21 protein-coding genes, 3 tRNA genes and 1 riboswitch are annotated in these 22,685 nt (G+C 40.1%); of the genes, 9 read left to right on the top strand and 15 right to left on the bottom strand.

From position 1 onward, the window contains the following. Positions 1-57: 57 nt before the first annotated feature. From DRF67_RS05685 to DRF67_RS05650, 8 genes are all read left to right on the top strand, one after another. A tRNA-Glu gene (locus DRF67_RS05685) sits at positions 58-132 on the top strand. A gap of 11 nt (positions 133-143) precedes the next feature. Beyond that, positions 144-464 (top strand): hypothetical protein, encoded by a 321-nt coding sequence (locus DRF67_RS05680; RefSeq protein WP_115927363.1) that lies wholly within the window; start codon positions 144-146, stop codon positions 462-464. A gap of 67 nt (positions 465-531) precedes the next feature. Continuing rightward, entirely contained in the window at positions 532-786 is a 255-nt protein-coding gene (gene rpsT / locus DRF67_RS05675) for a 30S ribosomal protein S20 (RefSeq protein WP_002983073.1), read from the top strand. Between the two features lie 10 nt (positions 787-796). Further along, positions 797-868, top strand: a tRNA-Glu gene (locus tag DRF67_RS05670). A 66-nt stretch (positions 869-934) separates the two neighbouring features. After that, positions 935-1,009 (top strand) — tRNA-Glu (locus DRF67_RS05665). 444 nt (positions 1,010-1,453) lie between these two features. Continuing rightward, positions 1,454-2,227 (top strand): T9SS type A sorting domain-containing protein, encoded by a 774-nt coding sequence (locus DRF67_RS05660; RefSeq protein ID WP_165851749.1) that lies wholly within the window; start codon positions 1,454-1,456, stop codon positions 2,225-2,227. Positions 2,228-2,435: 208 nt separating this feature from the next. Continuing rightward, positions 2,436-3,224, top strand: a complete 789-nt coding sequence (locus DRF67_RS05655) for a T9SS type A sorting domain-containing protein (RefSeq protein ID WP_115927361.1) — start codon at positions 2,436-2,438, stop codon at positions 3,222-3,224. A gap of 10 nt (positions 3,225-3,234) precedes the next feature. After that, entirely contained in the window at positions 3,235-3,444 is a 210-nt protein-coding gene (locus DRF67_RS05650; RefSeq protein ID WP_115927360.1) for a hypothetical protein, read from the top strand. 2 nt (positions 3,445-3,446) lie between these two features. Here the strand turns inward: DRF67_RS05650 and DRF67_RS05645 are convergent, their stop codons facing one another. From DRF67_RS05645 to DRF67_RS05590, 12 genes are all read right to left on the bottom strand, one after another. Continuing rightward, positions 3,447-5,723 (bottom strand): T9SS type A sorting domain-containing protein, encoded by a 2,277-nt coding sequence (locus tag DRF67_RS05645; RefSeq protein ID WP_115927359.1) that lies wholly within the window; start codon positions 5,721-5,723, stop codon positions 3,447-3,449. Between the two features lie 27 nt (positions 5,724-5,750). Continuing rightward, positions 5,751-6,965: a cell surface protein gene (locus tag DRF67_RS05640; protein WP_115927469.1), complete on the bottom strand. Its 1,215-nt coding sequence runs from the start codon at positions 6,963-6,965 to the stop codon at positions 5,751-5,753. Positions 6,966-6,978: 13 nt separating this feature from the next. After that, the gene (locus DRF67_RS05635) at positions 6,979-8,115 is read right to left on the bottom strand and encodes a YncE family protein (protein ID WP_115927358.1); all 1,137 of its coding nucleotides are present in this window, start codon (positions 8,113-8,115) and stop codon (positions 6,979-6,981) included. Further along, the gene (locus tag DRF67_RS05630; RefSeq protein WP_115927357.1) at positions 8,112-10,154 is read right to left on the bottom strand and encodes a TonB-dependent receptor plug domain-containing protein; all 2,043 of its coding nucleotides are present in this window, start codon (positions 10,152-10,154) and stop codon (positions 8,112-8,114) included. The genes DRF67_RS05635 and DRF67_RS05630 overlap by 4 nt, the downstream gene beginning before the upstream one ends. A 111-nt stretch (positions 10,155-10,265) precedes the next feature. Further along, a riboswitch (cobalamin riboswitch) is annotated at positions 10,266-10,450 on the bottom strand. A gap of 166 nt (positions 10,451-10,616) precedes the next feature. Next, positions 10,617-11,636: a cytochrome-c peroxidase gene (locus tag DRF67_RS05625; RefSeq protein ID WP_115927356.1), complete on the bottom strand. Its 1,020-nt coding sequence runs from the start codon at positions 11,634-11,636 to the stop codon at positions 10,617-10,619. 40 nt (positions 11,637-11,676) lie between these two features. Further along, positions 11,677-12,546 (bottom strand): MbnP family protein, encoded by an 870-nt coding sequence (locus DRF67_RS05620; RefSeq protein ID WP_115927355.1) that lies wholly within the window; start codon positions 12,544-12,546, stop codon positions 11,677-11,679. A gap of 44 nt (positions 12,547-12,590) precedes the next feature. Next, positions 12,591-14,570, bottom strand: a complete 1,980-nt coding sequence (locus tag DRF67_RS05615) for a TonB-dependent receptor plug domain-containing protein (protein ID WP_115927354.1) — start codon at positions 14,568-14,570, stop codon at positions 12,591-12,593. A 3-nt stretch (positions 14,571-14,573) separates the two neighbouring features. After that, entirely contained in the window at positions 14,574-15,473 is a 900-nt protein-coding gene (locus DRF67_RS05610; RefSeq protein ID WP_228435743.1) for a FixH family protein, read from the bottom strand. A 287-nt stretch (positions 15,474-15,760) separates the two neighbouring features. Next, positions 15,761-16,132 (bottom strand): hypothetical protein, encoded by a 372-nt coding sequence (locus DRF67_RS05605; RefSeq protein ID WP_115927352.1) that lies wholly within the window; start codon positions 16,130-16,132, stop codon positions 15,761-15,763. 4 nt (positions 16,133-16,136) lie between these two features. Beyond that, positions 16,137-16,811, bottom strand: a complete 675-nt coding sequence (locus DRF67_RS05600) for a superoxide dismutase (protein WP_115927351.1) — start codon at positions 16,809-16,811, stop codon at positions 16,137-16,139. Between the two features lie 87 nt (positions 16,812-16,898). Then, positions 16,899-17,576 carry an SCO family protein gene (locus tag DRF67_RS05595; protein ID WP_115927350.1) on the bottom strand — a complete coding sequence of 226 codons (678 nt, stop codon included), beginning with the start codon at positions 17,574-17,576 and terminating at the stop codon, positions 16,899-16,901. Next, positions 17,563-17,838: a YHS domain-containing protein gene (locus tag DRF67_RS05590; protein WP_115927349.1), complete on the bottom strand. Its 276-nt coding sequence runs from the start codon at positions 17,836-17,838 to the stop codon at positions 17,563-17,565. Before DRF67_RS05590 ends, DRF67_RS05595 begins: the two co-directional genes overlap by 14 nt. Positions 17,839-18,667: 829 nt before the next feature. On the opposite strand from DRF67_RS05590, the gene DRF67_RS05580 reads away from it, so the two are divergent. Continuing rightward, positions 18,668-19,186, top strand: coding sequence for a GNAT family N-acetyltransferase (locus DRF67_RS05580; RefSeq protein WP_115927347.1), 519 nt, complete (start codon positions 18,668-18,670; stop codon positions 19,184-19,186). A 138-nt stretch (positions 19,187-19,324) separates the two neighbouring features. Here the strand turns inward: DRF67_RS05580 and DRF67_RS05575 are convergent, their stop codons facing one another. From DRF67_RS05575 to DRF67_RS05565, 3 genes are all read right to left on the bottom strand, one after another. Further along, entirely contained in the window at positions 19,325-20,974 is a 1,650-nt protein-coding gene (locus DRF67_RS05575) for a heavy metal translocating P-type ATPase (RefSeq protein ID WP_449384850.1), read from the bottom strand. A gap of 371 nt (positions 20,975-21,345) precedes the next feature. Further along, entirely contained in the window at positions 21,346-21,765 is a 420-nt protein-coding gene (locus tag DRF67_RS05570; protein ID WP_115927345.1) for a Fur family transcriptional regulator, read from the bottom strand. 17 nt (positions 21,766-21,782) lie between these two features. Further along, the gene (locus DRF67_RS05565; RefSeq protein ID WP_115927344.1) at positions 21,783-22,685 is read right to left on the bottom strand and encodes a cation diffusion facilitator family transporter; all 903 of its coding nucleotides are present in this window, start codon (positions 22,683-22,685) and stop codon (positions 21,783-21,785) included.

The raw sequence follows: 22,685 nt of genomic DNA, 5'->3' as shown, positions 1-22,685 counted from the left end.
TAAAAAAATAATTTTGAAGTTTAAAAGTTAATTATTACTTTTGCAACCTCAAAATTTGGCCTATTCGTCTAGTGGTTAGGACTCAAGATTTTCATTCTTGCAACAGGGGTTCGATTCCCCTATAGGCTACCAAATTTGATATCATGCCGGATTTAAAAATACAAGAAGCGAAATTGCTCTTTAAGAAAATCCACTCTAACCCAAAAAGTTACGATTTACAAATCAATGAAGACGGGATTACAGGCAGGGATGATAAGATAAGTTTCAGGCTTTACAGGACTGGAGAGAGGGTTGCTTTTGAAGTAACAATAGATGGACTCACTTTCACCAATACGACTGGAGAATGGAACAATGCGATGATTATGTTGGGAAACACAATCAAAAAAATAGAGAAAGAACAGGAAAATAAAAAAATAGAACAAGCAATAGATAAACTTAGAAAATACCTGTCAGAAGAAATTTAAAATTTTTTAAAATTTAATTTGGTAGTTTAAAAAAAAGTTTATAATTTTGCACTCACATTTGAACGATATGGCAAATCATAAATCAGCACTAAAGAGAATTAGACAAAACGAAACTAGAAGACTTCGTAATAGATATTATCACAAGACTGCTAGAACAGCATTGAAAGCCTTAAGAAATGAGGAAAACAAAGCTGCTGCGACAGAGCAACTGCCAAAAGTTATCGCTTTATTGGATAAATTAGCTAAGAAAAATATTATCCACAAAAACAAAGCGGCTAACTTGAAAAGCAAATTGACAAAACACGTTAATAAATTAGCGTAATACTATAGTAGGCCCGTTCGTCTATCGGTTAGGACCTCAGATTTTCATTCTGGTAAGAGGGGTTCGATTCCCCTACGGGCTACAAAGTTAAGAGTTGATACTTATAAAAACAAAAACTAACACATTACTTCGGTAGTGGAAGATAGAGGGCCCGTTCGTCTATCGGTTAGGACCTCAGATTTTCATTCTGGTAAGAGGGGTTCGATTCCCCTACGGGCTACCAAAAAAGGACTTTTTATAAGGTCCTTTTTTTTTGCGTTTATATATGTTGAAACAGAGGACTTAGACTCCAGGGATCAATTTCCAAACTCGCATGGATTCAACATTGACTGAAAGCCGATTAGAAAAAAGCCCGCTGAAAAATATACTTAAACATCTGTGGAAATTTGGGCCATCTACCATTATTTTTACTTATATATTAAAATCGAAAATCATCTCCTCATTCGATGATTGTTATTTCTACGGAGTCAAACAGTGATTGGTGTACAATCCCAATATTATTTTTTATATCACATTAACGCAAGCTTTTGCAGGGCCCCTCAACTTTTGCGACTGCTCCGGGAAAATGGATCAGTATTCATAAAAATATCACTACTAATAGAAATATTATTTTCTCCTTTTACCATTAATGCTTAAATTTGGTGAAAACTATTTAAACATTAATAACATGAAATTTAATTTACTCTCGAGAACTCCGCTTTCATTCCGAAAAGCTGTAATCGCCTTTTTATTGATTTCAGGGAACACTTTATTATTTGCGCAGAGCAGAATTTATGCGCATGCTCAAAATTCCGGAGTCTTTGGGGTAGCCTGCCTTGGCTGTCGTGTCGATAATCCTCAGAATGCAATCGGAGACAATGAAGATGATTATTCTACCCTGGTTCTTGGAACCGTACTCCTGGGAGGAATTCAACAAACACTTACTTTTCCGGATCTGAGATCTGATACCAGACTGGTCGTGGGGATTGGAACGGATAACATTCCTCTGTCTGTACAATTGTTAAGCGGTGTCACCCTTGAAACAATGAATGGTGGTTCTTCCAACAATGACCGCCGAACAGTGGATGTAAGTCTTCTGAAACTGGGCGCTACTCCCAACCGCGGAACTGTAGAATTTAAACCGGAAAAACCATATGACGGTATTAGGATAGGACTGACTGGCGGGGTGCTGAGCCTTGGCGGCGGATTCCGTATTTATTACGCCTATCAGGATCCCCTGATTACTTTAAAAGCTCACAGCCAGGACGGACAGGTGACTCTTGAGGCCAATATTCCTTTGGAAGGGGCTGAAGTGGCTCTTACCAATACATCAGGCAAAGAAGTTTACCGTTCTACGTTGAGATCAAAGACTTTCGACGCCAAGCAGCCCGAAGGCATTTACATGATCACGGTTCAGACGAAAGAAGGAAAAATGTATTCAAAAAAAATTATTGTTAAATAAATGATACCTCCGAAGCCGGCAGATTTGAAATCTGCCGGCTTTTTTGTTTCTAAAGAAGTGATCATTACTTTTTATATTAACTAAAAGTTAAAACTTATCATTTATATAATACAATCTTACTCATATCACTAATAATTGAAATAAATTTACCAACATAATCATATTATATGTAAATTTACATAAAACTAGAAACCTTAAAATTTCACATATGAAAACCAATTTATCAGTGAGACAGCGTGCCCTTAAAGCGGCCGTGTCAGCTTTGTTCCTGTTCCTAATGAGCTCATTATCGAATGCTCAAATTGTAAAAACGTATGCAAGCAGCCAGATCAGCCAGGTCTATGGTATCTGTATTGCCTGTGGCGTATTGAATCCCATGAATGCTGTGGGTAGCAATGAAGATGACTATTCTACCTTACAGGTTTCTGTAGGTCTTTTGGCAAGGACTGAACAGACCTTAATCTTTCCCACCTCCAATATTGTGGCCAATACCAATAAACTTGTTATCGGAATCGGCTCCAATGGGACTCCGCTAACGGTTCAGCTGCTGGGAGGTGTATCTATTGAAACATTCAATGGAGATGTTTCGAACAATGACTATCAGAATCTGACCAATAAGATCCTTCAGCTAGGCGGTACAGACACCAGCAAAGGAGAGATTGAACTTACGATGAATATCCCTTTCGACCGTGTAAAGATCAACGTCAATTCCGGTGTGCTGAATCTGGGTGGGGAACTGAGAGTATATTATGCTTACCAGTATAAAGATCCATTCATCAGTTTTATGGCCCACAGCAAAGACGGACAGATTACCCTGGATAAGAATATTCCTGTGGACGGTGCTGAAGTTACGCTTACCAATACTTCAGGTAAGGAAGTTTACCGTACGAAGCTTACATCCAATACCTTTGGAACCCAGCAGCCTCAGGGGATGTACATCATGAATATTACAACAAAAGAAGGAAAAACGTATTCCCGAAAAATCATGATTAAATAAAAAATAAGTAATGCAACAAAACCGGCAGGCCTTTGGGCCTGCCGGTTTTATTTTATCCCTGCTGTACAGGAAGGTCTTCTGCAACTGTTTTATGTTTTCAAAAGCAGGTAATACGATCATGATCTACGGTCTTCTTACGCAGAATTTATCTGATCCGGATTTAAAAAAATCCCGGCCAATAGATGGCCGGGATAAGATGAGACAAAAACAGCAATACTGAATTTACTTTTTAATCAGTTTTTGCTGATATACTGCTTTATCTGTTGTTGCCTTCAGGATATACATTCCTTTTGGAAGGGCACTTACATTGATCTGTCCGTTTGTGAACTGTTTATTTACCAATTTACCAGAAGCATCATATATCATAATGCTGCCTATCTTCTCCGGCGTTTTGATATACAGAATATCAGTAACCGGGTTCGGATAAATACCAAATTCAAGCTTCTTCACTTCACCTGTGGCTAAAGTAGAACCAAGACTATTGACAGTAAGTGCCTTTTCGACTACTTTACCATTTGAGTTGAAGCTGATCACTACCTCAGCAACCCCTGATGCAATAGGAGTAAGAACCAACTCTTCGTCAGCATTAATTTCAGCAGAAACCACGGAAGGATTGCTGTTAGACTTCACAGATTTTACAATGGAAGCTCCAAAACTGTCCGCATCGGAAACCATTGTTTTAAGGTCGATGGTTGTCACTCCGGACGCTGTCAACTGTGTCGGGAAGGTATTGCTTACCGTTGGAGCTGTATTATCCGGGAATACAGCCAGAGCAGGAAACCAATAATAATCATTCAGCGTTTTGGTATTAATAAGGGTTCCACCTGCGTTATAGGTATGGATCCAGTTTTTCTGATAATGTGCTCCATATCCACTTTCTGTAGTATTCAGAATAAGATTTCCCGTAGCTGGATTTACACGTAAGGCGGCTCCATAAGGAATTTGCTTATAGGTTCCCGTCTGCCCCGGAAGGGTGATGAAAGCCTCATTAAATACTTTAGTGGTTACATTAAACTTAACGATCTGATTTCCGGCATTAAACCCGCTTCCGGCCTTGATCCAGTATAGGGTATTTTCTGTATTACTCGCTGTAAAGCTTCCTGCATTCCATGCTCCCCAGGAATCTGCATAGGTTGAACTCGGAATGTTATAATACTGCACTGCAAAAGTCGTAGGATTGATAAGGGCTAATTTCTGATTCTGAATAGCCCACACACTTCCGTCTTTTGCCTGTGTAATAGAACTGAAAGCACCGGCAATGGTACTCACTACGGTATCGGTGGCCGGGTCAATTACCAAAATTCCCGCAGTTTGTTTTACGGCAAATACATATTTTGAGGTACGGATCATATTACCGATTTGTCCGGAATACTGGCTTCCGCCGCCTGTTCCTGCAATGAGGTTACCTACCTGCATGTTATCAATATTGAAAAGATAGATTCCATTAGATGCACCGATGTAGCCTTTGTGCTGATTCACCCCAAGGAATGACCTTCCGTCTCCCCCACCGATATTATTAAATGTCGCAATTTTCTTCATGGTCTTTGCATTGGCTACCACCAGCCTTCCTCCCGGCGTATATTGTGTATCTCCTCCGTCAGCAGCCTGCTTGGAAACAAAGTAAAATTTGTCACCATAAATTGTTCCGTATTGGGTGGTTGCTCCGAAAGCATGGTTGTTATTTGCGTTGCTGTATACACGGTAACTGATCGGTCCATTATCATCAATGAAATTTACCGAGCCGTTCGTATGCCCGAACCACTCTTCATTCACCATGAAAAATCCATTGGTAAAGTTGGTAGAAGTTACATACGGTGACACCGGTGTAAGTGTGGAAGAAATCGGAAAGGACCCGGACATCGGACTATAGTTCCAAACATCCCATGAGCCATTCTGAAGGACTCTGGAAGTAGCACCAACTCCTGAAAACCCGAAGTCAGCATCTGTAGGATCTTTCACCCAATAGGACCAGAAACCATTGTACCATCCGGACTTCCAGTGGTCATTTGTATCCTGGGCAGTATAATCGTCAAAATCATACTGTGCCGTGTTTACAATTCCATCAACGGGATACAGCGGATACGTTGTATTACCGCTTTTGATTAAAGCATTGGAATTCTGGCCGTTCAGGTCAAACCCCATCCCACCGATGGCTGTTCCGAACTGAGTGCCCTGATACAGCAGGGTAAAAAATCGGTGATCTGCTTTTGCAATGGCCTTCATCATGTCTTCACCCGTCGCATTTCCATTCCATCTGAATCCCCAAACGAGAGCATCAGGATTTTTACTATCATTCCACTGAACAACGAATGCTGCCTGATTGGAACCTGTTCCTACCCAATACTGGATATCAGAAAAACTGATTGTTGTGGTCGTATTGGAGGTGTTGAGCTGTGTATTCCCGGAAAGATCATTTCGGGGCACACCCTGTACTTTTATCTGGGCATTGGTGAACAATGCAAACAGAAAAAGCATGTTAAAAAGATAAAACTTTTTCATTTTCTATTAATTAAATATTTCAGTTGATTATTTCTTAAAATGTAAATCATACGCTCCTGCAACTTCTGTAGAAACTTCACCCAGCCATCCTGCTTCCTGATTGATTCCTGTGTATACCTTCACAAAGTCAATCCCCGGAAGCTTTACATATTTTCCGTTTTGATCCACTGCCCAGGAAATATCAATATTGGAGGCTTCATCATTATTGGGTGCATTATCGGCATATCCGAATTCGTACGATTTACCTACCCAATAGGTTCCTGTTCCGCTCTGATCATAAAAATTATCTTTCAGCCTGGTTCCGGTAAAGCCATAAGAGGCATCCGAGAACCATAACGGATAATAGCTTTGCGAATGGAAGGTATTTTTTGTTTTGAATCCGGTATTCCCCAGATTATCCTGCCACCTGATATACTCTATATCCGTCTGCCAGTTTTCAGTTCCGGGTACGGGAGCTTTATTTTCATTAGGTTTAAAGTAAGTGATACTGTAATTCTTTACGGTCGTATTTTTAAAGTATTCACTTCCTGCAATCTCATACCACTCGTTATCATCAGGCTTTCCGTTTTTGTTCCTGTCGTAGGCAACCATAATAATACCTGGCTCGCAGTTTCCTGACCGGGGATCATTGGCAGCATTTCCAAAAAAAGCATTTCCAAGGATCTTAAAGTCCCGTCCGTCAAAATTGGGAATGGTGTGGTCAAAACCAAATACCACATAGCCTCCGAAGCCACCAAGGCTTAACATTGTAGAATTGGAACCCACCAGGGAGCCGTTTGCTTTCTGAAGCATTTCTGCCGCAGTATTTCCCTGATCATATTCAGGGATTTCGTTCATGAACTGCCCAACTGCCGGCCGAAAGTCAAAGACTTTGGCAATATATTTACTCAATGTTCCGGTTTCTTTGGTGACTACAATTTTTGAATGATACACTTTATCATTGCCCTTACTTCCGATCTTCAATGTCAGCGGATATGTAGCAGCCTTGGTGCTTATAAATTCCAGTTCGCCACTTTGGGAGATGATAGAATCGTTAATGCTCCATGAAACAGCCCCGGAAGTATTGGTGGGAATACTCAGCACCCGGAAGCGTTCGATAGTATAAGATTCATCCAATCCTTTAAAAGGAGGTTCCGTCACCTCGGCGGGGGAATCGTCATCATGCGTACATGAGGCTATCATTCCTGCGAACAGAAGTGATACAAGCCCGGTCGTTAAATAATTGATCGATTTTCTATTCATATGATCAGTTTTGTTATTTGTATAAAAAAGCAAAATGGGCAGGAATGTTTCCGCCTTCGGTTTTCCATTTAAAGTGCCCGTTTTTATCGAAGCAGTATACAAACCCCATCGATACATAGTTTCTGGCATCTGTAATATAAATGTCTTCGGTAATAGGATTTACGGCAATCCCGTAGGGGGTTTTAATAATGGATTCATACTCCTTGTCCACAATTTTGTTGGAAATGATCTGCTCAGTCTTCACATCTATGATTCCAAATGTTTTTACATAGGAATGGGTATTATAATTGAATTCGTTTCCGTAGTAATACAACTTATCATTTACAATGGTCATTTCACTGACTGCCAGATGAAAATCCTTTTTGATAACCCCTGTTGCGGCATCTACCAGATACAGATTGGAAGGAACGTCATAGTAATCACCTCTTGAGCTCACATACAGATCTCCGTAATTGTCCTTTTTAAGACGATGCAGATTAATCGCGACGTCAATCTTTTTCTTTTCTGTAAAACTATTGAGGTCTATGACAGAAACGGTTCGGTCATAGTTCGGAACCATATATCCTCCGGAATTGGCAACAAACAATTGATCACCCACAATTTCCATTTCTTCGGGTTGGTATCCCACTGTTACATTGCGTTTGATGGACAGTGATACCGTATCTATCTCTGCTACTTTCCCTTTAGGAGCTAACGGGTTGATATCTACGGGGCCTGCATAGCTGCTGGCATAGGCTTTTCCATCTTTAAATGTCATGTATCTGCAGTTCTGTAGATAAATAGACTTAAGATGTTTGGCTGTTTTTGCATCAAGAACTTCAATGGTATTGGAAACATTGACCACGATATACAGTTTACTGCCATAGATCTTGATATCATTTCCCACGTCTCCCAGTTCTTTTAAAACATCAGGATTGATCTCAGAAAAGATATTCCTGTAGTAGGTCCCTTTGGTATAATCAAAAAAGTCAAGGGTGCATTTGTTGCTTCCCATATTGCCTTCATTCAGTACATAAAATCCTTTGATGGCCGTATTTTCTATTGGGGTAAGTCCCTCTTCGACCTCCATAGGGATGAGGATTTCATCCGTACGGCAGGAAACAAGAGCAGCCAAAACAAAAAACAGGAAACAGATATTTAGCGTTCTCATAAGTTAAAGTTTAAAGTAAGTCTGAAGTTTCTCCCGGGCATGGGATAGTTTTTCACCACGTCATAATACTGGTTAAAAATATTGTTCATTTCGAGGTTGATTTTAAAGGGATGTCCAGCCAGGCTAAGTTTTCTCTGAACCGAAAGATCATGGGTGTACCAGGGCTGAATAGAATTGTACTTAATATTATCCAGCTGGGCATCATAGCGTTTTCCGACGTAAATCATGCTGTAGTTGAAACTCCAGTCTTTATAATCAGCCATTAAAGTAAATGAACCGCTATGCCATGGGGTATAGGGGATTTGCTGTCCATAAAAAGTTTCGGTTTCCCCTTCGTTCACTGTTTTATCTTTTGCACTCTGGTAGGTATAAGACAATAATGGCTTAACCTTAACCTTTCCCACCATCATTTCGGTCTGAACATTTACATCGGCGCCAATGATTTCAACCTTTCCGAGATTTAGCATCATCCAGCGAAACATATTGGTGGTAGGCACAGCAACAATCTTATCCTCTACCCTGTTGTAATATCCGTCTAATTTTACATAAAGCCCCTTAAACCATGAACGGTCGTATTTTTTCTGATAGGTAAATCCTATGTCATACTGATGGGTAAATTCCGGTTTCAGATAGGTGTTTCCCACGCTGGTATAATACAGGTCATTAAAGGTTGGCAATCTGAAAATATTTTTATAAAAAGCTCTAAGGGTTAGTTCCGGTATTGCAGCAGGCTGATAACTCATAAAAAAGGCCGGTGTCCATTCTCTTCTGTCATCCGGTCTTTTATTCTTTTCAACCTCTTCAAAGGTAAAAGTCCCCAAAAGGCTTCCTAAAAACTTAAACCGGTTCCATTGATAAGTTGTAGCCAATGCAACCAGGGTAGTATAGCGCGTAGGGTAAGAAAAATTATACAAATTAGCATCCAGGTTATTGTACTGAAAGTCGCCACTGAGACTCACGTCCCAATTGGGCGTAATCGAATATAGGTTGGAAGAGGAGAGATAAACCTCCCGTTGAATATATGTATTTGTTGCAGGCATTGCAGACTGTGACAATACCGTATCGTTAAAATAGGTGTAATCATAAGCAAATTTTGCCTTCAGCTGGGTTTCAAGTTTTGGAAACAGCTTTTTTCGGAAATTGGCCTGTACAAAATAGTTTTCATCGAGCATTCTTGCCCCTCTTGCTTTAAAGCGGAATTTCACGATAGGGGCCGGAATACCACGGTCTGAAATATATCCATACCCACGTACATTCCAACTTCCGTTGTTTAAAGTCCCGTTAACGGACGTTTCGAAACGCTTTGCCTTAATATCGGAATCATATCTTTTGGAAATGGTATCGGCAGCCGTTGTCCCATTAGGGTATTTCCGGCCATAATGAAACCTGTAAAGACCGTCACTCTGGAGAAATTCTGCACTGAAACTTGCAGCAATCCTTTTTGAGATCTTTTGCTCCAACCGGAATGAAGAATTAAACAAATCAATGGAAGCACTTTTGGCTCTTAGCACAAGATTGGTTTTCCTGTTTCCGGTGAATACCGGTGTCTTAGGCTGCAGATAAATAGAGCCTGAAGACCCAAAGTCTTTGGCAGGCTGAAAAATTTCACTTTTCTGCCCGTTGTACAGTGAAATTTCTTCAAGGTCATCCAGAGAATACCTTCCTAAATCCACCAGCCCATTCTGAGCATTCCCGAGCTGGATGCCATCATAGAAAACACCGACATGCTGGCTTCCCATACTCCGGATATTAACGGTCTTCAAACCTCCCATTCCCCCGTAGTCTTTGATCTGGACTCCTGAAAAATAACGTAATGCATCGGCAACTGAGTGGCTGTTCAGCCGTTCAAGTTCTTCGCCTTGCAAAACCTGAGCAGGAAGAATCTCTTTAAAATTCTTTTTATAAATATTGACCGTCTTTATGGTTTCTTTCCTAATACTGTCTTTTTTCCCGCTTTGAGAAAACAGGAATTGTGAGGTTAACACGAATACCGTGAAAACAATTGTATGAAATTGAAATGTAGTCAGTTTTGCCACCATTAGCTCATTCAGGATAATGATGACGCTAATGGATGTAAGAAAGCAACGACAAAGCACAGTGATCACTGTACACTATCATTGTTGTCCTAAGCTTTATTCCACGAAAGCGTCAAACGTTAAATTGATCTGGCAGGTCTTCTGACTTACTCCGTTTTTGAAATCCTTCCCATTATAAAACAGTGGATATATTCTTCAAAAACTTTGATGTGGAGCTTACAGCAGCGGGTCTGTCCCGGATTTTCACCGGATTCCCTTTTAAAAGCTTTTTATGGCTCACCAAATTCCGGCAAAGATAGAAAATTCCGGTCAGATACAACACCCTACAGAACAAAATGATTATCAAATGGATAAATAAAAAAATCCCGTTACATTCGTAACAGGATCTTTCATCAGTTTTAGCACCGAATATTGGGTAGCTTTGCGGTCTGATCAGCAGTGTGAAAATAAAGCTTTTTATCGTGATTATTTACGTATAAAATCAGGATCACTCAAAGTTTTCATGAACGTAATAAGGTTCGTTTTTTCTTTTTCGGTCAAGGGAATCCGATTTCCATTTTTCTTAAAAACAGGGTCGAGATGCTCACTGTCTATAACGCCTTTGTCAAAGTAATCAAGAACGGCTCTGAGTGTCGCGAACTGGCCGAAGCTACCGTATGGAGCTGTATATTCCACATTTCTTAGAGAAGGAACCCGAAAGCTCATATAATCTTTTGGAATACCGGTCACTCTTCCCCGCCCTGCTTCATTGGTATCCGGATTCAAAGGAAATCCTATATTCCGGAAACTCTGGTCGGTAAACAGTTCTGTACTGTGACAGCCTGCACATTTTTGCTGAAAAGTCTGATAGCCCTGAGCTTCAGCTTCGGTAAAAGCCATCCCCTCATTTCTTTTGACCTTATCATACTTTGTATCAGCAGAAATCAACGTGTACTCATATTGGGCAATACTCTTATAGATTCTTTCAGGAGTAATACTTCCGTCACCAAATGCCTTTATGAATAAGTCCCTGTAAAAAAGATCATCCTTGATTTTCCCAATAACTTCAAGAATAGATGAGCCCATTTCTTCATGGGTAATAATAGGAACCAGCGGCTGTTTCTCCAATTGAAGAATATTTCCGTCCCAATTGTAAAATTTCATAAAGGCCATGTTCTGGATAGGAGGCGTATTTCGCAGACCTATCCTGCCCTGTATGCCTACCGCCTGAGCCTTATGGTCAGCAAAGGCATTGTCCTGGATATGACAGCTGGAACACGAAACCGTATTATCCGCGCTAAACCTCTTATCATGAAACAGTTTTTCTCCCAGCTCAACACCATATTTCGTAGGCCTGTTAGAAGTCACCGAAGAATTTAGTTCTGGAAAACGCATCGGAATACGGAGTGTAATCTCAGGATTATCAGTAGAAACAGGTTCGTAATAATCATTATTACAAGAGATAAGCAATAACGAAACCACCACCATACACCATCTTTTTTTCATTTTAAAAAGTATATATACTGATCGTTGGAATAAACTCCCCTTAATTCTCAACATTATGTATTGAAAACATTCCTGAAACATCATTTGACCCATTGCCACCAAGGTTATCAACAAATTTCACCATCTGGTTGGCAGTATGAATGTTGGGCGTTGCATTTCCGTCCATTCCTGTTCCGGAAGTTAATACGATTGTATTTATTTTCCCGGTCAGCAGTTTATCAAAATCTGCTTTAATGGTAATCTTAGGCGCTTTGTTATCAACGATTGCAGTCTTAGGAAGATCTAAGGTGATATCTCTGTACGCATCCACTCCCTGTGTATAATTACCTTCTGACCCTTTGATGGTACTTCCGGTATGGATAGACATCTGTTTGTGGTCCGTCCCATAGAATCCTTCAATTTTTGTGAAGCGGTAGCCTGCTCCCCACTCCCACATCATCTGGGTATCATTGGATCCTGCAGTGGCATAAAACTTCGGAAATCTTACCTGGTCCAGGACATTCAGTTCTTTCTTCACTCCTAAACCAAATCTTATCTTTTTGTATTCCCCGGCTGGTATATTACTCAAAATATACTGAAGGGTCTCCGGTTTGGACTGATCTATGACGGTAGCGCCCTGATCCAGATCATTAATTTTATAAGGAACCTCATTACCGTCTGTTTTGATAAGGCGGATATTACTGATTACATATTTCAATTCCGAAAAGTGATGAACCTGACCTTCTGCAGAAATATTTGTAGTTGCTGTTCCCGATGCGGCATCTCCAAGGGCAATGGTCTTATTTTTAAATGTGTTATTGAATTCAAGAGTTACATGATTGGCAACAGGATTATCGTCGCCACTGTTTTGGCAGGAAATTACGCTCAATGAAAAAGCGGATATTAGCAGATATTGTTTTAAGTTTTGCATTGTAAAAATTTTAGTTGTTGTTTTAAATTAAAATAGTGTGATCTTTAAAAACTGATTTTCAAAGAGGTAAAAATATTACGCCCCATTCTGGGAATATTTCCCCAGTCCGCATAAGTGCTATAATAGGCATTGAGCAGATTTTCTGATCCAATCTGGAAAACCGTCCGGAACTTACTGATCCTGAACGAATAATCCACAGATAAGTTCCAAAAAGCATAAGCCGGGGTCTGATCTTCTCCATATTCCGGGCTGTAATTGTTCTGGATAAAGTCTCCATTAACAGAAGTCTGAAATCCGAAATGACGGTAGTTAAAATGAACAGATGACTGATAACTCAAGGGACGGATAAAAGGTAAATTTTTTCCGTGATCATCTCTTCCCCGTGCATAGGTTAGAATACCTTTCCAATGAAGATCCTGCGTGATATGATAACCGGCATTAAGAGAAACGTTAAATAACGTTGCGTGGTCCAGCGATGTATATCCTTTTACCCCGACAGACTGATAATTCATCGGACTTCCCAGACTTAAGATCCTTCCAATAATATAATTTTGGATGTAAAAATAGTTGGCTTTTGCTTCAATAGTAAGTTTCGTATTCTTAAAACCAACGCCAGCATTGGTTTCATAGGAAATTTCATTTTTTAAGTCTGGATTCCCTATATAGTCATACCGATCAAAGCTGTTGTAGATATAATATCCATATCCTTCCGAAACAGAAGGAGCCCTATGGCCATACCCTGTCCCAAGAGAAAAATTAAAGTGCCCGGCTTCCCATTGATAACCGGCGTGTAAAGCTGGCAGGATTCTTATTTTTTCCTGTGGAGCTCCCGGATGAAAGATCCAGTTAAACTCAGCATATCTGGAATAATTATAGTTTAAGCCTAAAGACCCTCCTAAACTCAGCCGGCTTTGATTCGAGATTTCCCACACATTATTCATGGAAAGCCCGGTAAAACGTGTAGTAACCCAGGGCCAGCTGTAGGCAAACATCGTCCTGCTGCTTCGGTCCTGCGGATACATCCGCATCTCAGCAATGGATAAATTTTGGTAGAGGTTAAGCTGAACCTCCGAAGTATAGCGTTCTTTTTTCAGGTTTACATTGGAAACCAGCCCATAGGTAGTACTCCACCCCGGCATATCCATATGGACAAGATTTTCCGGACGTGTGGTGTCATCCATATAATGCTCTATGGTATTGAAGTAGATTTTTGTATCCCACGATTGTACCATCCCTTCTTTAAATAGCTTGTTATAGGAGGCTGAAGTAATCACCGCTCTTGAAAGCCATAAATCCATGGGTAAGGCAGGAAACCCAACATTCTTCGCCTGGTCGAACACAGCATCCACCTTCACAGAGGATAAAGGACCTGTCTTATAAGCAAGGCCAACTCCTGCATTGAACTTATTATATTGTGAATGGTTGACTTCAGCATTATGACCATCATAATAATTATCCGCCTTCCGAAAGCCTACGCTTCCATCGACCACCAATCTCCTGCTTGTATATGATATATTCCCAAGGTTAAAGAACTGTTTGTTGTTGGCTTCGAAACCGGTTTGATAGGCCCCATTCCATTTTTTCTCAAGAGTGAAAGAGCTGGCTTTTCGTTTCAAATCAATGCTTCCGGCAATCGTTGCCCCGTTTAAACTCCCGGCCTGGCCTGATTTTATATCAATCGAGGAAAGACTGTTGCTCTCCATATAGGAGGAAACCGGATCCATCTTGTCTGTACACGCCCCAAAAATATGCATGCCATCAATAGTAACCGCAGATCGCTCAGTACCCATGTTATTAAGTAACGGTTCCCAGGCGTACGCGCCGCGCTTTACAAAGCTGATTTGATCAGAAGCCGCCAGAAGCTCATCCACAGAAAGCGCCCTTTTCATTTTTCTTTCTAACTTCTTTTTATCTCCTCTTACCTCTACCTCATCTAAAAGGGCAATACTGTCCTTTGATATCTGTCTGTTCTGAGCATTCATCAAAAAACCCACAAAGACCAGAATTATTCCTGTATACTTCATAAATCAGAATAATGTATCAATAAAAAGCTCGCTCTTAGCCCCCGCTACACCTGGCGTAAAATCAGTAGAAACCTTAGTTCCTTTAATGATTTTTCCGTTCTGATTCAGCATGATGAAATTCAATGTCCAGTTTCCGGTCATGGTATAATTAACCACACCATGATACAGGCCGTCATCTCCCTGTACCAAATCCTTGTTATTAGGCGATGAATGATTGCCCATAGAAGGCTCCGGCATTCTGGGATCCAGCAGCAAGGTATAGCCTTTGACTTCTGAATACGAAAATTGCGAAGGGTCGGGAAAGCTGCCTCCCGGAGCCTGTGGCTTATTGTATTGATAGATCCCTGCCACCAGCTTATTCTCTGCGACATTTGGTTTCTGAGGAGATACAAGTGCAATAAAATACTGTCCGCCGTCATTTCCCGTGAACGAAGTCATATTGAGGTTTTTATTGATTTGTTCCTGTACCGTTACCTCCTTATCCAATTCATAGGTCTTTTGATTGACCTTGAAATTCAGGTACAGTTTCCAGCCTTGCATTGCATTACTTCTTTCAGTAAATACAGCATACCCTGAGTAATATTGACCGGTAGAATTATATTCCGGTTGATACCGATGGGGACATGAGGCCTTACTTCCATCAGCACTCGTAGCGACCGGCATGAAAGTAACGTCCGAGACATTTAGATATTCGCCGGTTTTTGCATTGACCACCTTCAGCCGGATTTCATTATATCCCTGATAGAAGGTTCCGTTCAATGCTTCAATACTTATTTTATAATCATCTTTACTTAAAGTAACGGCCTCCTTAAATTCATAATGTTCGGGAACGGCCGTATTGATTTCATTTTCATAATCTGTTTTGTCGAGCGTGCAGGAAACAACCGTCAACAGTAAACCCATTATGAAAAATTTATACATTTTCATTGTTGATTTTTTTTAGTTGTTGAGTACAATGGAAATACGTTGAACACTGAGCATTCAACACCTTACCAAGAAAAGGCACCAAAAGAGTTTATAACATTTAAGTTATTTTATAATTTTAACAGCAGACTGTTTTAGATGATACACAAGCTTTTTGAAAATGAGAGGTTTTCAAATTTGTGTACTTATATACATAGGTTTTTAAGCCTACTAAAGCCAGCTTAGATAAATTTTTGGTGAGTTTTCTATAAATGAATAATTAAAACTTAAAAAACCGGTGGTCTGAAAATGTGTTTGAGAAACAGAAAAGAATAGTCTGTTTCGTAAAAGAAGTTACCCCTGAAAAACGAGATTTTTTCATTGATGGCAACTTTGGTAATATCAGTCAGAATATAAATATCAAGAACTTTCTGCCCTGAATTTTTTAATTTATGAAATGGGTTAGCTTCTGTGTCACTGTTAGCTTTTGCCAGTTCTTTGCTGAGGTAGCACTTTCCGTTGCAGTGAAGTTCCGGTTTGCTTTTATTAACGCACAGCGTATTCACGATATAATTATAATTTACAGCATAGTCTGCCATAGGTATCAGAGGCCTGAACACCATATAACCAATAAAGACTATGCTGTAAAATAATTTCATGAACTTATTTTTTGCTTAAGGCAGCATCATATCTTTTGCTTACTTCTTTCCAGTTCAGCACATTCCAGATGGCAGAAAGATAGTCTGCTCTTTTGTTTTGATACTTTAAGTAATACGCATGTTCCCAAACGTCAATTCCCAGGATAGGGGTTCCTTTTTCTTCTACTACATCCATCAGCGGATTATCCTGATTAGGCGTTGAAGAAACGAAAAGCTTCCCGTTTTTATCTACAGAAAGCCAGGCCCACCCTGAACCGAAACGGTCAGCACCTGCTTTGCTCATTTTTTCTTTGAAAGCATCCATACTTCCGAAAGTTTCATTGATCGCTTTTGACAGTTTTGCCGATGGCTGGGTATTTTTCTCCGGAGTAAGAATCGTCCAGAAAAGCTCATGGTTATAATGTCCTCCGGCGTTATTCCTTACAGCAGGGCTTAATTTGGAAGTCTCGGAAAGGATTTTAATCAAATTTTCTTTTTCCTGCGGAGTTCCTGCAATCGCCTTATTCAGGTTACTGGCATAAGCCGCACCATGTTTTGAATAATGAATTTCCATAGTCTGGGCATCGATAGAACCCTCCAAGGCATTGTAAGCATACGGTAACGGAGTCTGCTTAAACTGAGCCAGTGTAAACTGAGCTGCAAAAACTGCACTTACAGCAGCTATTTTCAAAATCTTCATAATGTTTTGTTTTATGGTTGAACAATGTTTTCTATTAACTGGAAGATGGGAGATCAAGGCTGGTAGCACATTCACCTTCCAGCTTCCTTATTTCAATAATTTCTTAATATCTTCAATCAGGATCTCACGGTCCGGGTGATACTTTCCGGTTAATTTTGGTATTTTCCCGTCCGGATCTTCATAATTCAGCCCTGAATAATATAGGATTGGCATATTGTCCTTGTTGTACCTGCAACGGATATTCCCGTCCTGGTCAACCAGAGCGATCATTCCGCTGTGGTTCAGGCTTTCGCTTTCATCTTCTTTATCGCCAACGTAAATATTAAACTGATCGGCAAGGTTACCGATATATGTTCTGTCACCTGTTAAAAAATGCCAGTTAGAAGAAGTAGCACCAATTCTTTTTGCATGTTCTTTTAATGCCTCTGGTGTATCATTCTCAGGATCAATGCTTATTGAGACAATTCCAAAATCAGGATCATTGATCTGATTCTGAATGGCCTTCATATTGGTGTTCATTACCGGGCAGATCGTAGGGCATTTGCTGAAAAAAAATTCTACAAGATATACTTTTCCCAGCATATCCTTATTGGTTATTTTTTTACCGTTCTGGTCGGTCAGTTGAAAATCCGGAACCTTCATTACTGTATAAAGGTTCTTTTTAAAATATCCCATTCCCACACCAATTCCCAGGAAAAGCAGTGCGATCACCACAATCGGTACGATAACTTTGCTTTTGTTATTGGTTGTATTATTTCTGGGCATACTGTTCGGGATTTTTTTTGAATTCTTCTTTGCAATAGACACTGCAAAAACCATACGTTTTATTTTGATATACTGCTGTATCTTTTAGAAAACCAGCGGTTTTCATATGACAGATCGGGTCTTCTGTGTTCACAACCGTAATATTTTCTATATTCTTTCCTGAGGTATTCATATTCGTTTTATGCTTTACCTGGGGAGTTTCTTTTGCACATGACAGCAACGCTATTGACAGCAATGCGGCCAAAACAATTGGTATTTTCATTTTGATGTTAAATAAAGGTTAATAATAAGTAATCCATTGATGGCCACAGATTGAAACAGAGACAGTATTCAGTTTTATTCTGGAAGTTCGTCTTTATCACTCCTTAAAACTAAAACGGGTTATCAACCACACTGAAACCACCACTTATACATTTCCAAAACGATTGGTACACGATCCGGCATATCAAACGTCAGAGAAACAATAATGCTTCCGGACCATAAAACTAAAAATACAGTTTAGTAATCAGATTAAAGGAGGATGAAATATCCGTGAAAAATACTCTGAGGAATGTGCCGTCAAATAGCTTGAATCCGGAGATGCAGAAGTCAACTCCGCACTAAGCACGGCTGGAAAGGATAGAATATCATTAGAAAGAAAGACATCTAATCCTGCAATTTTTATCGTTTGAGAGGTGTTAGACTGTTTTTCAGTTTTGGCCAGCTCTTTTTCCACATAACATTTCCCTTTACAAGTGGACTGTGGTACATCTCTCTTTTCACAAAGATTCTTTACGATATACTCATAATTAACCGCATAATTCAACAGTGGCAAAACGGGTCGGATTGCAATGGTAAATATGATAAATATGGAAATCAATACTCTCAACGATTCATTTCTGTGTTACAAATATACTATTTCAAAACTATTCCCCGCTTCATTATGATGAATATCATTGAATGTTCTTTTTGATGGCAGAAATTGAATGCTCTCAATATGATGTATTACTTATTGGACATTGTGTCATACAAAACTGTTACCTATAAAAATAACATAACTGTACCTGTTGCCATACAATTATTATCCCGAAATTTGATTTGAAGACCTCCTCATGATCCAAATAAGAACAGCAGAAGCACACGATGCTCAACACATTGCCCTTCTGGGAAGGATAACTTTCACAGAAACATTCTCGGAATACTTCCGGGATAGCAAGGATTTATTTGATTATTATGAACAGACTTTCAATGTTGCCAAGATCAGGAAAAGTCTGCAGAACGAAAACAACAGATATTGGATTGCTTTCTGGAAAGATCTTCCTATCGGGTATGCGAAATTAAAAATTCACTCTCCTACGGAATTTATTACGGGCAATATGACTTCCCAGTTGCAAAAGATCTATGTACTGAAAGATTTTCTCGATAAAAAAGCAGGGAAGGCACTGATGGATGAGCTAATGGATTTTTTTACGACCTCTGAGCAGACTCATCTTTGGCTCTCAGTTTTGAATACCAACCGGAGAGCTCTGGACTTTTATGAGAGATATGGGTTTTCGAAAGTTGGAGAACATCAGTTCATAATAGGAAAAGAAGTGTTTGACTTTTTTGCCTTATCAATACAAAAAATTTAGTTCTTTATACATTTAATCTTGTTAATAAAAGCTCTCCCGGAATCTTCCGGGAGAGCTTTTTAAATATAATTTAGTTGTATGTATGATACAATGTACTGCAATTCATTGGCCATCTGCATTTCCTGCCTTTTTGGCTGCTTAGAACTTCATCCTCTGAATTCTCACCGCATTTAAAATAGCGATCAAGGCGACTCCGACATCAGCAAATACCGCTTCCCACATCGTCGCAAGACCTCCGGCCCCAAGGATTAAAACAATTGCTTTAACTACAAACGCCAGGATGATATTCTGCCAAACGATCTTTTTCGTCTTTTTACCAATATTGATTGCCATTGGGATCTTGCTTGGTTTATCATCCTGAATAACGACATCAGCAGTTTCGATGGTTGCGTCACTGCCGAGTCCTCCCATTGCAATACCTACGTCACTAAGAGCGACAACCGGCGCATCATTCACGCCATCACCCACAAAGGCTACCGTTTGGTTTTTGGCTTTGATCTCTTTTACTTTATTGACTTTATCTTCCGGCAGCAGATCTCCAAATGCGTTGTCAATACCCAATTGTTCCGCCACATATTGTACTACTGTACTTTTATCACCACTCAACATGGTTGCTTTCACATTCATTTTATGCAGATTGTCCACCGTAGCTTTTGCATCTTCCTTGATGCTGTCGGCAATGGTAATATATCCTGCGAACTTCTTATCGTAAGCCACTGCAATCACAGTGTATACAATATTGGCATGATTGATGTCATAGCGGATGTTGAATTTATCCATCAGTTTAAAGTTCCCTACCAGGAGTTCTTTTCCGTTGACGGTTGCCTTCAACCCATGTCCGGCTATTTCTTCTACGTTATCCAAAGGAATAGAATAGTTGATATCTCCTACGTAATTGTGAATGGCAGTAGCCACCGGGTGGGTACTTTTACTTTCCAGCACATTGACCATCTGAAGGATCTCATCCTTATTAAATTCCGGGGCAATACTTACTTCCTGCACTTTAAAAACACCTTCCGTCATCGTTCCGGTTTTGTCCATCACTACATTCTGTATTTCTGCAATAGCATCCAGGAAGTTACTTCCTTTAAATAAAATTCCGTTTCTGCTGGCAGCTCCTATTCCTCCGAAATATCCTAACGGAATGGAGATGACCAATGCACACGGACAGGAAATTACAAGGAAGATCAAAGCTCTGTACAGCCAGTCCCTGAACTGGTAATCACTCACAAAGAAATACGGAAGCAGACAGATCGCGATCGCCAGAAGCACCACAATCGGGGTGTACACTTTTGCGAATTTTCTAATGAATAATTCCGTAGGTGCTTTTTGAGCAGTTGCATTCTGAACAAGCTCTAATATTTTGCTTAGCTTGCTGTCTTCATATGCCGTATTTACTTGTACCAAAGCAATACTGTTCATATTAATCATTCCAGCTAAAACTACTTCGCCTTTATTCTTGGTATCCGGTTTACTTTCTCCCGTTAAAGCGGCCGTATTAAATGAAGCTGAATCTGACAGCAATTCGCCGTCCAGGGCTAATTTTTCACCTGGTTTCAACTGGATTACATCTCCTATCTTGGCTTCTTTTGCCTTAATTGTTTTAGGCTGGTTGTTATCCATGATGGTGACTTCGTCCGGGCGCTGATCCAATAAAGCTTTTATATTTCCTTTTGCTCTCGTCACAGCCATGGTCTGAAAAACTTCACCCACAGCGTAGAAAAGCATTACCGCTACTCCTTCGGGATATTCTCCAATGATAAATGCTCCGATTGTGGCGATACTCATCAGAAAAAATTCTGAAAAGACATCTCCCTTGATGATGCTTTTATAGGCATCTTTCAATACTGGGAGCCCTACCGGGATATATGCTGCCAGAAACCATACCAGACGTACCCATCCGGTAAACCATGTTTGTTTTATATAATTATCAAAAGCAATTCCCAATAAGAGGATCACAAAGGAGATGATCGCCGGCAGAAACATCTGAAAGACAGTCTGATCTCCGTTGTCATGAGAGTGGTCATGCCCATCATGATCATGTCCGTCACCTTCAGAGTGATTATGTTTTTTAGGTTGTCCTTTTTCGGGGGTTGTATTACAGCATTTTTCCATAACTGATATTTTTATACAAATATAAAGGTGAGACTTATGCAATGCTATTGCAAACTTTCGAGACAGTTTTCACAAATACCTTTGGCAAAGAGTCTTATTTCATCAATCCTGAAATTGGTTTGGATATTTTCAGGGAACGAAATATCTTCTTTGCAGGTCGTTTGCTTACAAATTTTACAATAGAAATGAAGATGCCAGTCTTTGTGCGTTTTTTCATCACAGTCATCTTCACACAATTTGTATTTTGTGGTTGTATTTTCCTGTATACCATGAACAATTCCTTTTTCTTCAAACGTCTTTAAAGTTCTGTAAATGGTAATCCGGTCTGCATTTTCGAAATGATTTTCTATTTCAGAAAGCGATAGAGCTGCTTCCTGAGAGCTTAAAAAGTCGTAAACCAGAATTCTCATGCTGGTGGGCTTGGTATTCTTATCGATCAGCTTATTTTCTATATCTTTTTTCATTTCTTTGGTAATAAAGGTTACAGGTGAATTTCATTTTCTTCATAGCCTTCATCTTCAATCTGGAAAGTCGTATGACTGATTTTAAAATTCTGGGTCGTACTTTCCGCTAATGCTTTCAGCAATTGGTTTCGGGAAGGTAATTCATCCTTGACGATGTGGGCGCTCATAGCGTTGACACCCGATGTAAGGGACCATACGTGCAGATCGTGAACGCCTTTCACTCCGGGAGTCTGCTCCAACGATTGACGCAGCGCCTGGATATCGACCTCTTTAGGAGTTCCTTCCAGTAAAACATGAATAGCTTCTTTTAATAAGCGCCATGTTCTTGGGAAAATCAATAATCCGATGGCGGCAGAGATCAGCGGATCGGCATAATACCAACCCGTAGTCAGCATAATCACTCCTGCAATCATTACCCCAACGGACGTAAGCATATCGGAAAGTACTTCAAAATAAGCTCCTTTCATATTCAGGCTTGCTTCTGAATCTTTTCGTAAAATCATCATTCCGGCTACGTTGACCAGCAATCCGATTCCGGCAACAATCAGCATGGACTTACTCTGTACCTCCGGTGGATTTTGGAAACGCTGATAGGCTTCGTACAATACGTATAAAGAGATTCCCAATAAAACCACAGCATTGATTACGGCTGCCAGTATCTCCGTACGGTAATACCCATAGGTCTTGGAAGGGTCTGCTTTTCTTTCTCCTATTTTGATTGCAATATAAGCAAGCAGCAGCCCTACGACGTCGGTCAGCATATGGGCGGCATCCGCAAGTAAAGCAAGGCTGTTGGTAAGAATTCCTCCTATAACCTCAGCAATAAGGTAAGCTCCACTGAAACTCAGTACAATCAGCAGATTTTTTTTGTGTTTACTTGCGGCGGAAACAGTTTGTATTTGTGTTTTTGATGGTTCCAT

This window comes from Chryseobacterium pennipullorum (genome assembly GCF_003384725.1).
In the GTDB taxonomy this organism is placed as follows: Bacteria; Bacteroidota; Bacteroidia; order Flavobacteriales; family Weeksellaceae; genus Chryseobacterium; species Chryseobacterium pennipullorum.
This window is presented reverse-complemented; position numbering and strand designations above follow the sequence as displayed.

What these genes read in the sequence shown, in the direction of transcription:
- DRF67_RS05680 (WP_115927363.1), top strand. Translation starts at nt 144, where the DNA reads ATGCCGGATTTAAAAATACAAGAAGCGAAATTGCTCTTTAAGAAAATC.
- rpsT (WP_002983073.1), top strand. Translation starts at nt 532, where the DNA reads ATGGCAAATCATAAATCAGCACTAAAGAGAATTAGACAAAACGAAACT.
- DRF67_RS05660 (WP_165851749.1), top strand. Translation starts at nt 1,454, where the DNA reads ATGAAATTTAATTTACTCTCGAGAACTCCGCTTTCATTCCGAAAAGCT.
- DRF67_RS05655 (WP_115927361.1), top strand. Translation starts at nt 2,436, where the DNA reads ATGAAAACCAATTTATCAGTGAGACAGCGTGCCCTTAAAGCGGCCGTG.
- DRF67_RS05650 (WP_115927360.1), top strand. Translation starts at nt 3,235, where the DNA reads ATGCAACAAAACCGGCAGGCCTTTGGGCCTGCCGGTTTTATTTTATCC.
- DRF67_RS05645 (WP_115927359.1), bottom strand. Translation starts at nt 5,723, where the DNA reads ATGAAAAAGTTTTATCTTTTTAACATGCTTTTTCTGTTTGCATTGTTC.
- DRF67_RS05640 (WP_115927469.1), bottom strand. Translation starts at nt 6,965, where the DNA reads ATGAATAGAAAATCGATCAATTATTTAACGACCGGGCTTGTATCACTT.
- DRF67_RS05635 (WP_115927358.1), bottom strand. Translation starts at nt 8,115, where the DNA reads ATGAGAACGCTAAATATCTGTTTCCTGTTTTTTGTTTTGGCTGCTCTT.
- DRF67_RS05630 (WP_115927357.1), bottom strand. Translation starts at nt 10,154, where the DNA reads ATGGTGGCAAAACTGACTACATTTCAATTTCATACAATTGTTTTCACG.
- DRF67_RS05625 (WP_115927356.1), bottom strand. Translation starts at nt 11,636, where the DNA reads ATGAAAAAAAGATGGTGTATGGTGGTGGTTTCGTTATTGCTTATCTCT.
- DRF67_RS05620 (WP_115927355.1), bottom strand. Translation starts at nt 12,546, where the DNA reads ATGCAAAACTTAAAACAATATCTGCTAATATCCGCTTTTTCATTGAGC.
- DRF67_RS05615 (WP_115927354.1), bottom strand. Translation starts at nt 14,570, where the DNA reads ATGAAGTATACAGGAATAATTCTGGTCTTTGTGGGTTTTTTGATGAAT.
- DRF67_RS05610 (WP_228435743.1), bottom strand. Translation starts at nt 15,473, where the DNA reads ATGGGTTTACTGTTGACGGTTGTTTCCTGCACGCTCGACAAAACAGAT.
- DRF67_RS05605 (WP_115927352.1), bottom strand. Translation starts at nt 16,132, where the DNA reads ATGAAATTATTTTACAGCATAGTCTTTATTGGTTATATGGTGTTCAGG.
- DRF67_RS05600 (WP_115927351.1), bottom strand. Translation starts at nt 16,811, where the DNA reads ATGAAGATTTTGAAAATAGCTGCTGTAAGTGCAGTTTTTGCAGCTCAG.
- DRF67_RS05595 (WP_115927350.1), bottom strand. Translation starts at nt 17,576, where the DNA reads ATGCCCAGAAATAATACAACCAATAACAAAAGCAAAGTTATCGTACCG.
- DRF67_RS05590 (WP_115927349.1), bottom strand. Translation starts at nt 17,838, where the DNA reads ATGAAAATACCAATTGTTTTGGCCGCATTGCTGTCAATAGCGTTGCTG.
- DRF67_RS05580 (WP_115927347.1), top strand. Translation starts at nt 18,668, where the DNA reads ATGATCCAAATAAGAACAGCAGAAGCACACGATGCTCAACACATTGCC.
- DRF67_RS05575 (WP_449384850.1), bottom strand. Translation starts at nt 20,974, where the DNA reads ATGAGTATCGCCACAATCGGAGCATTTATCATTGGAGAATATCCCGAA.
- DRF67_RS05570 (WP_115927345.1), bottom strand. Translation starts at nt 21,765, where the DNA reads ATGAAAAAAGATATAGAAAATAAGCTGATCGATAAGAATACCAAGCCC.
- DRF67_RS05565 (WP_115927344.1), bottom strand. Translation starts at nt 22,685, where the DNA reads ATGGAACCATCAAAAACACAAATACAAACTGTTTCCGCCGCAAGTAAA.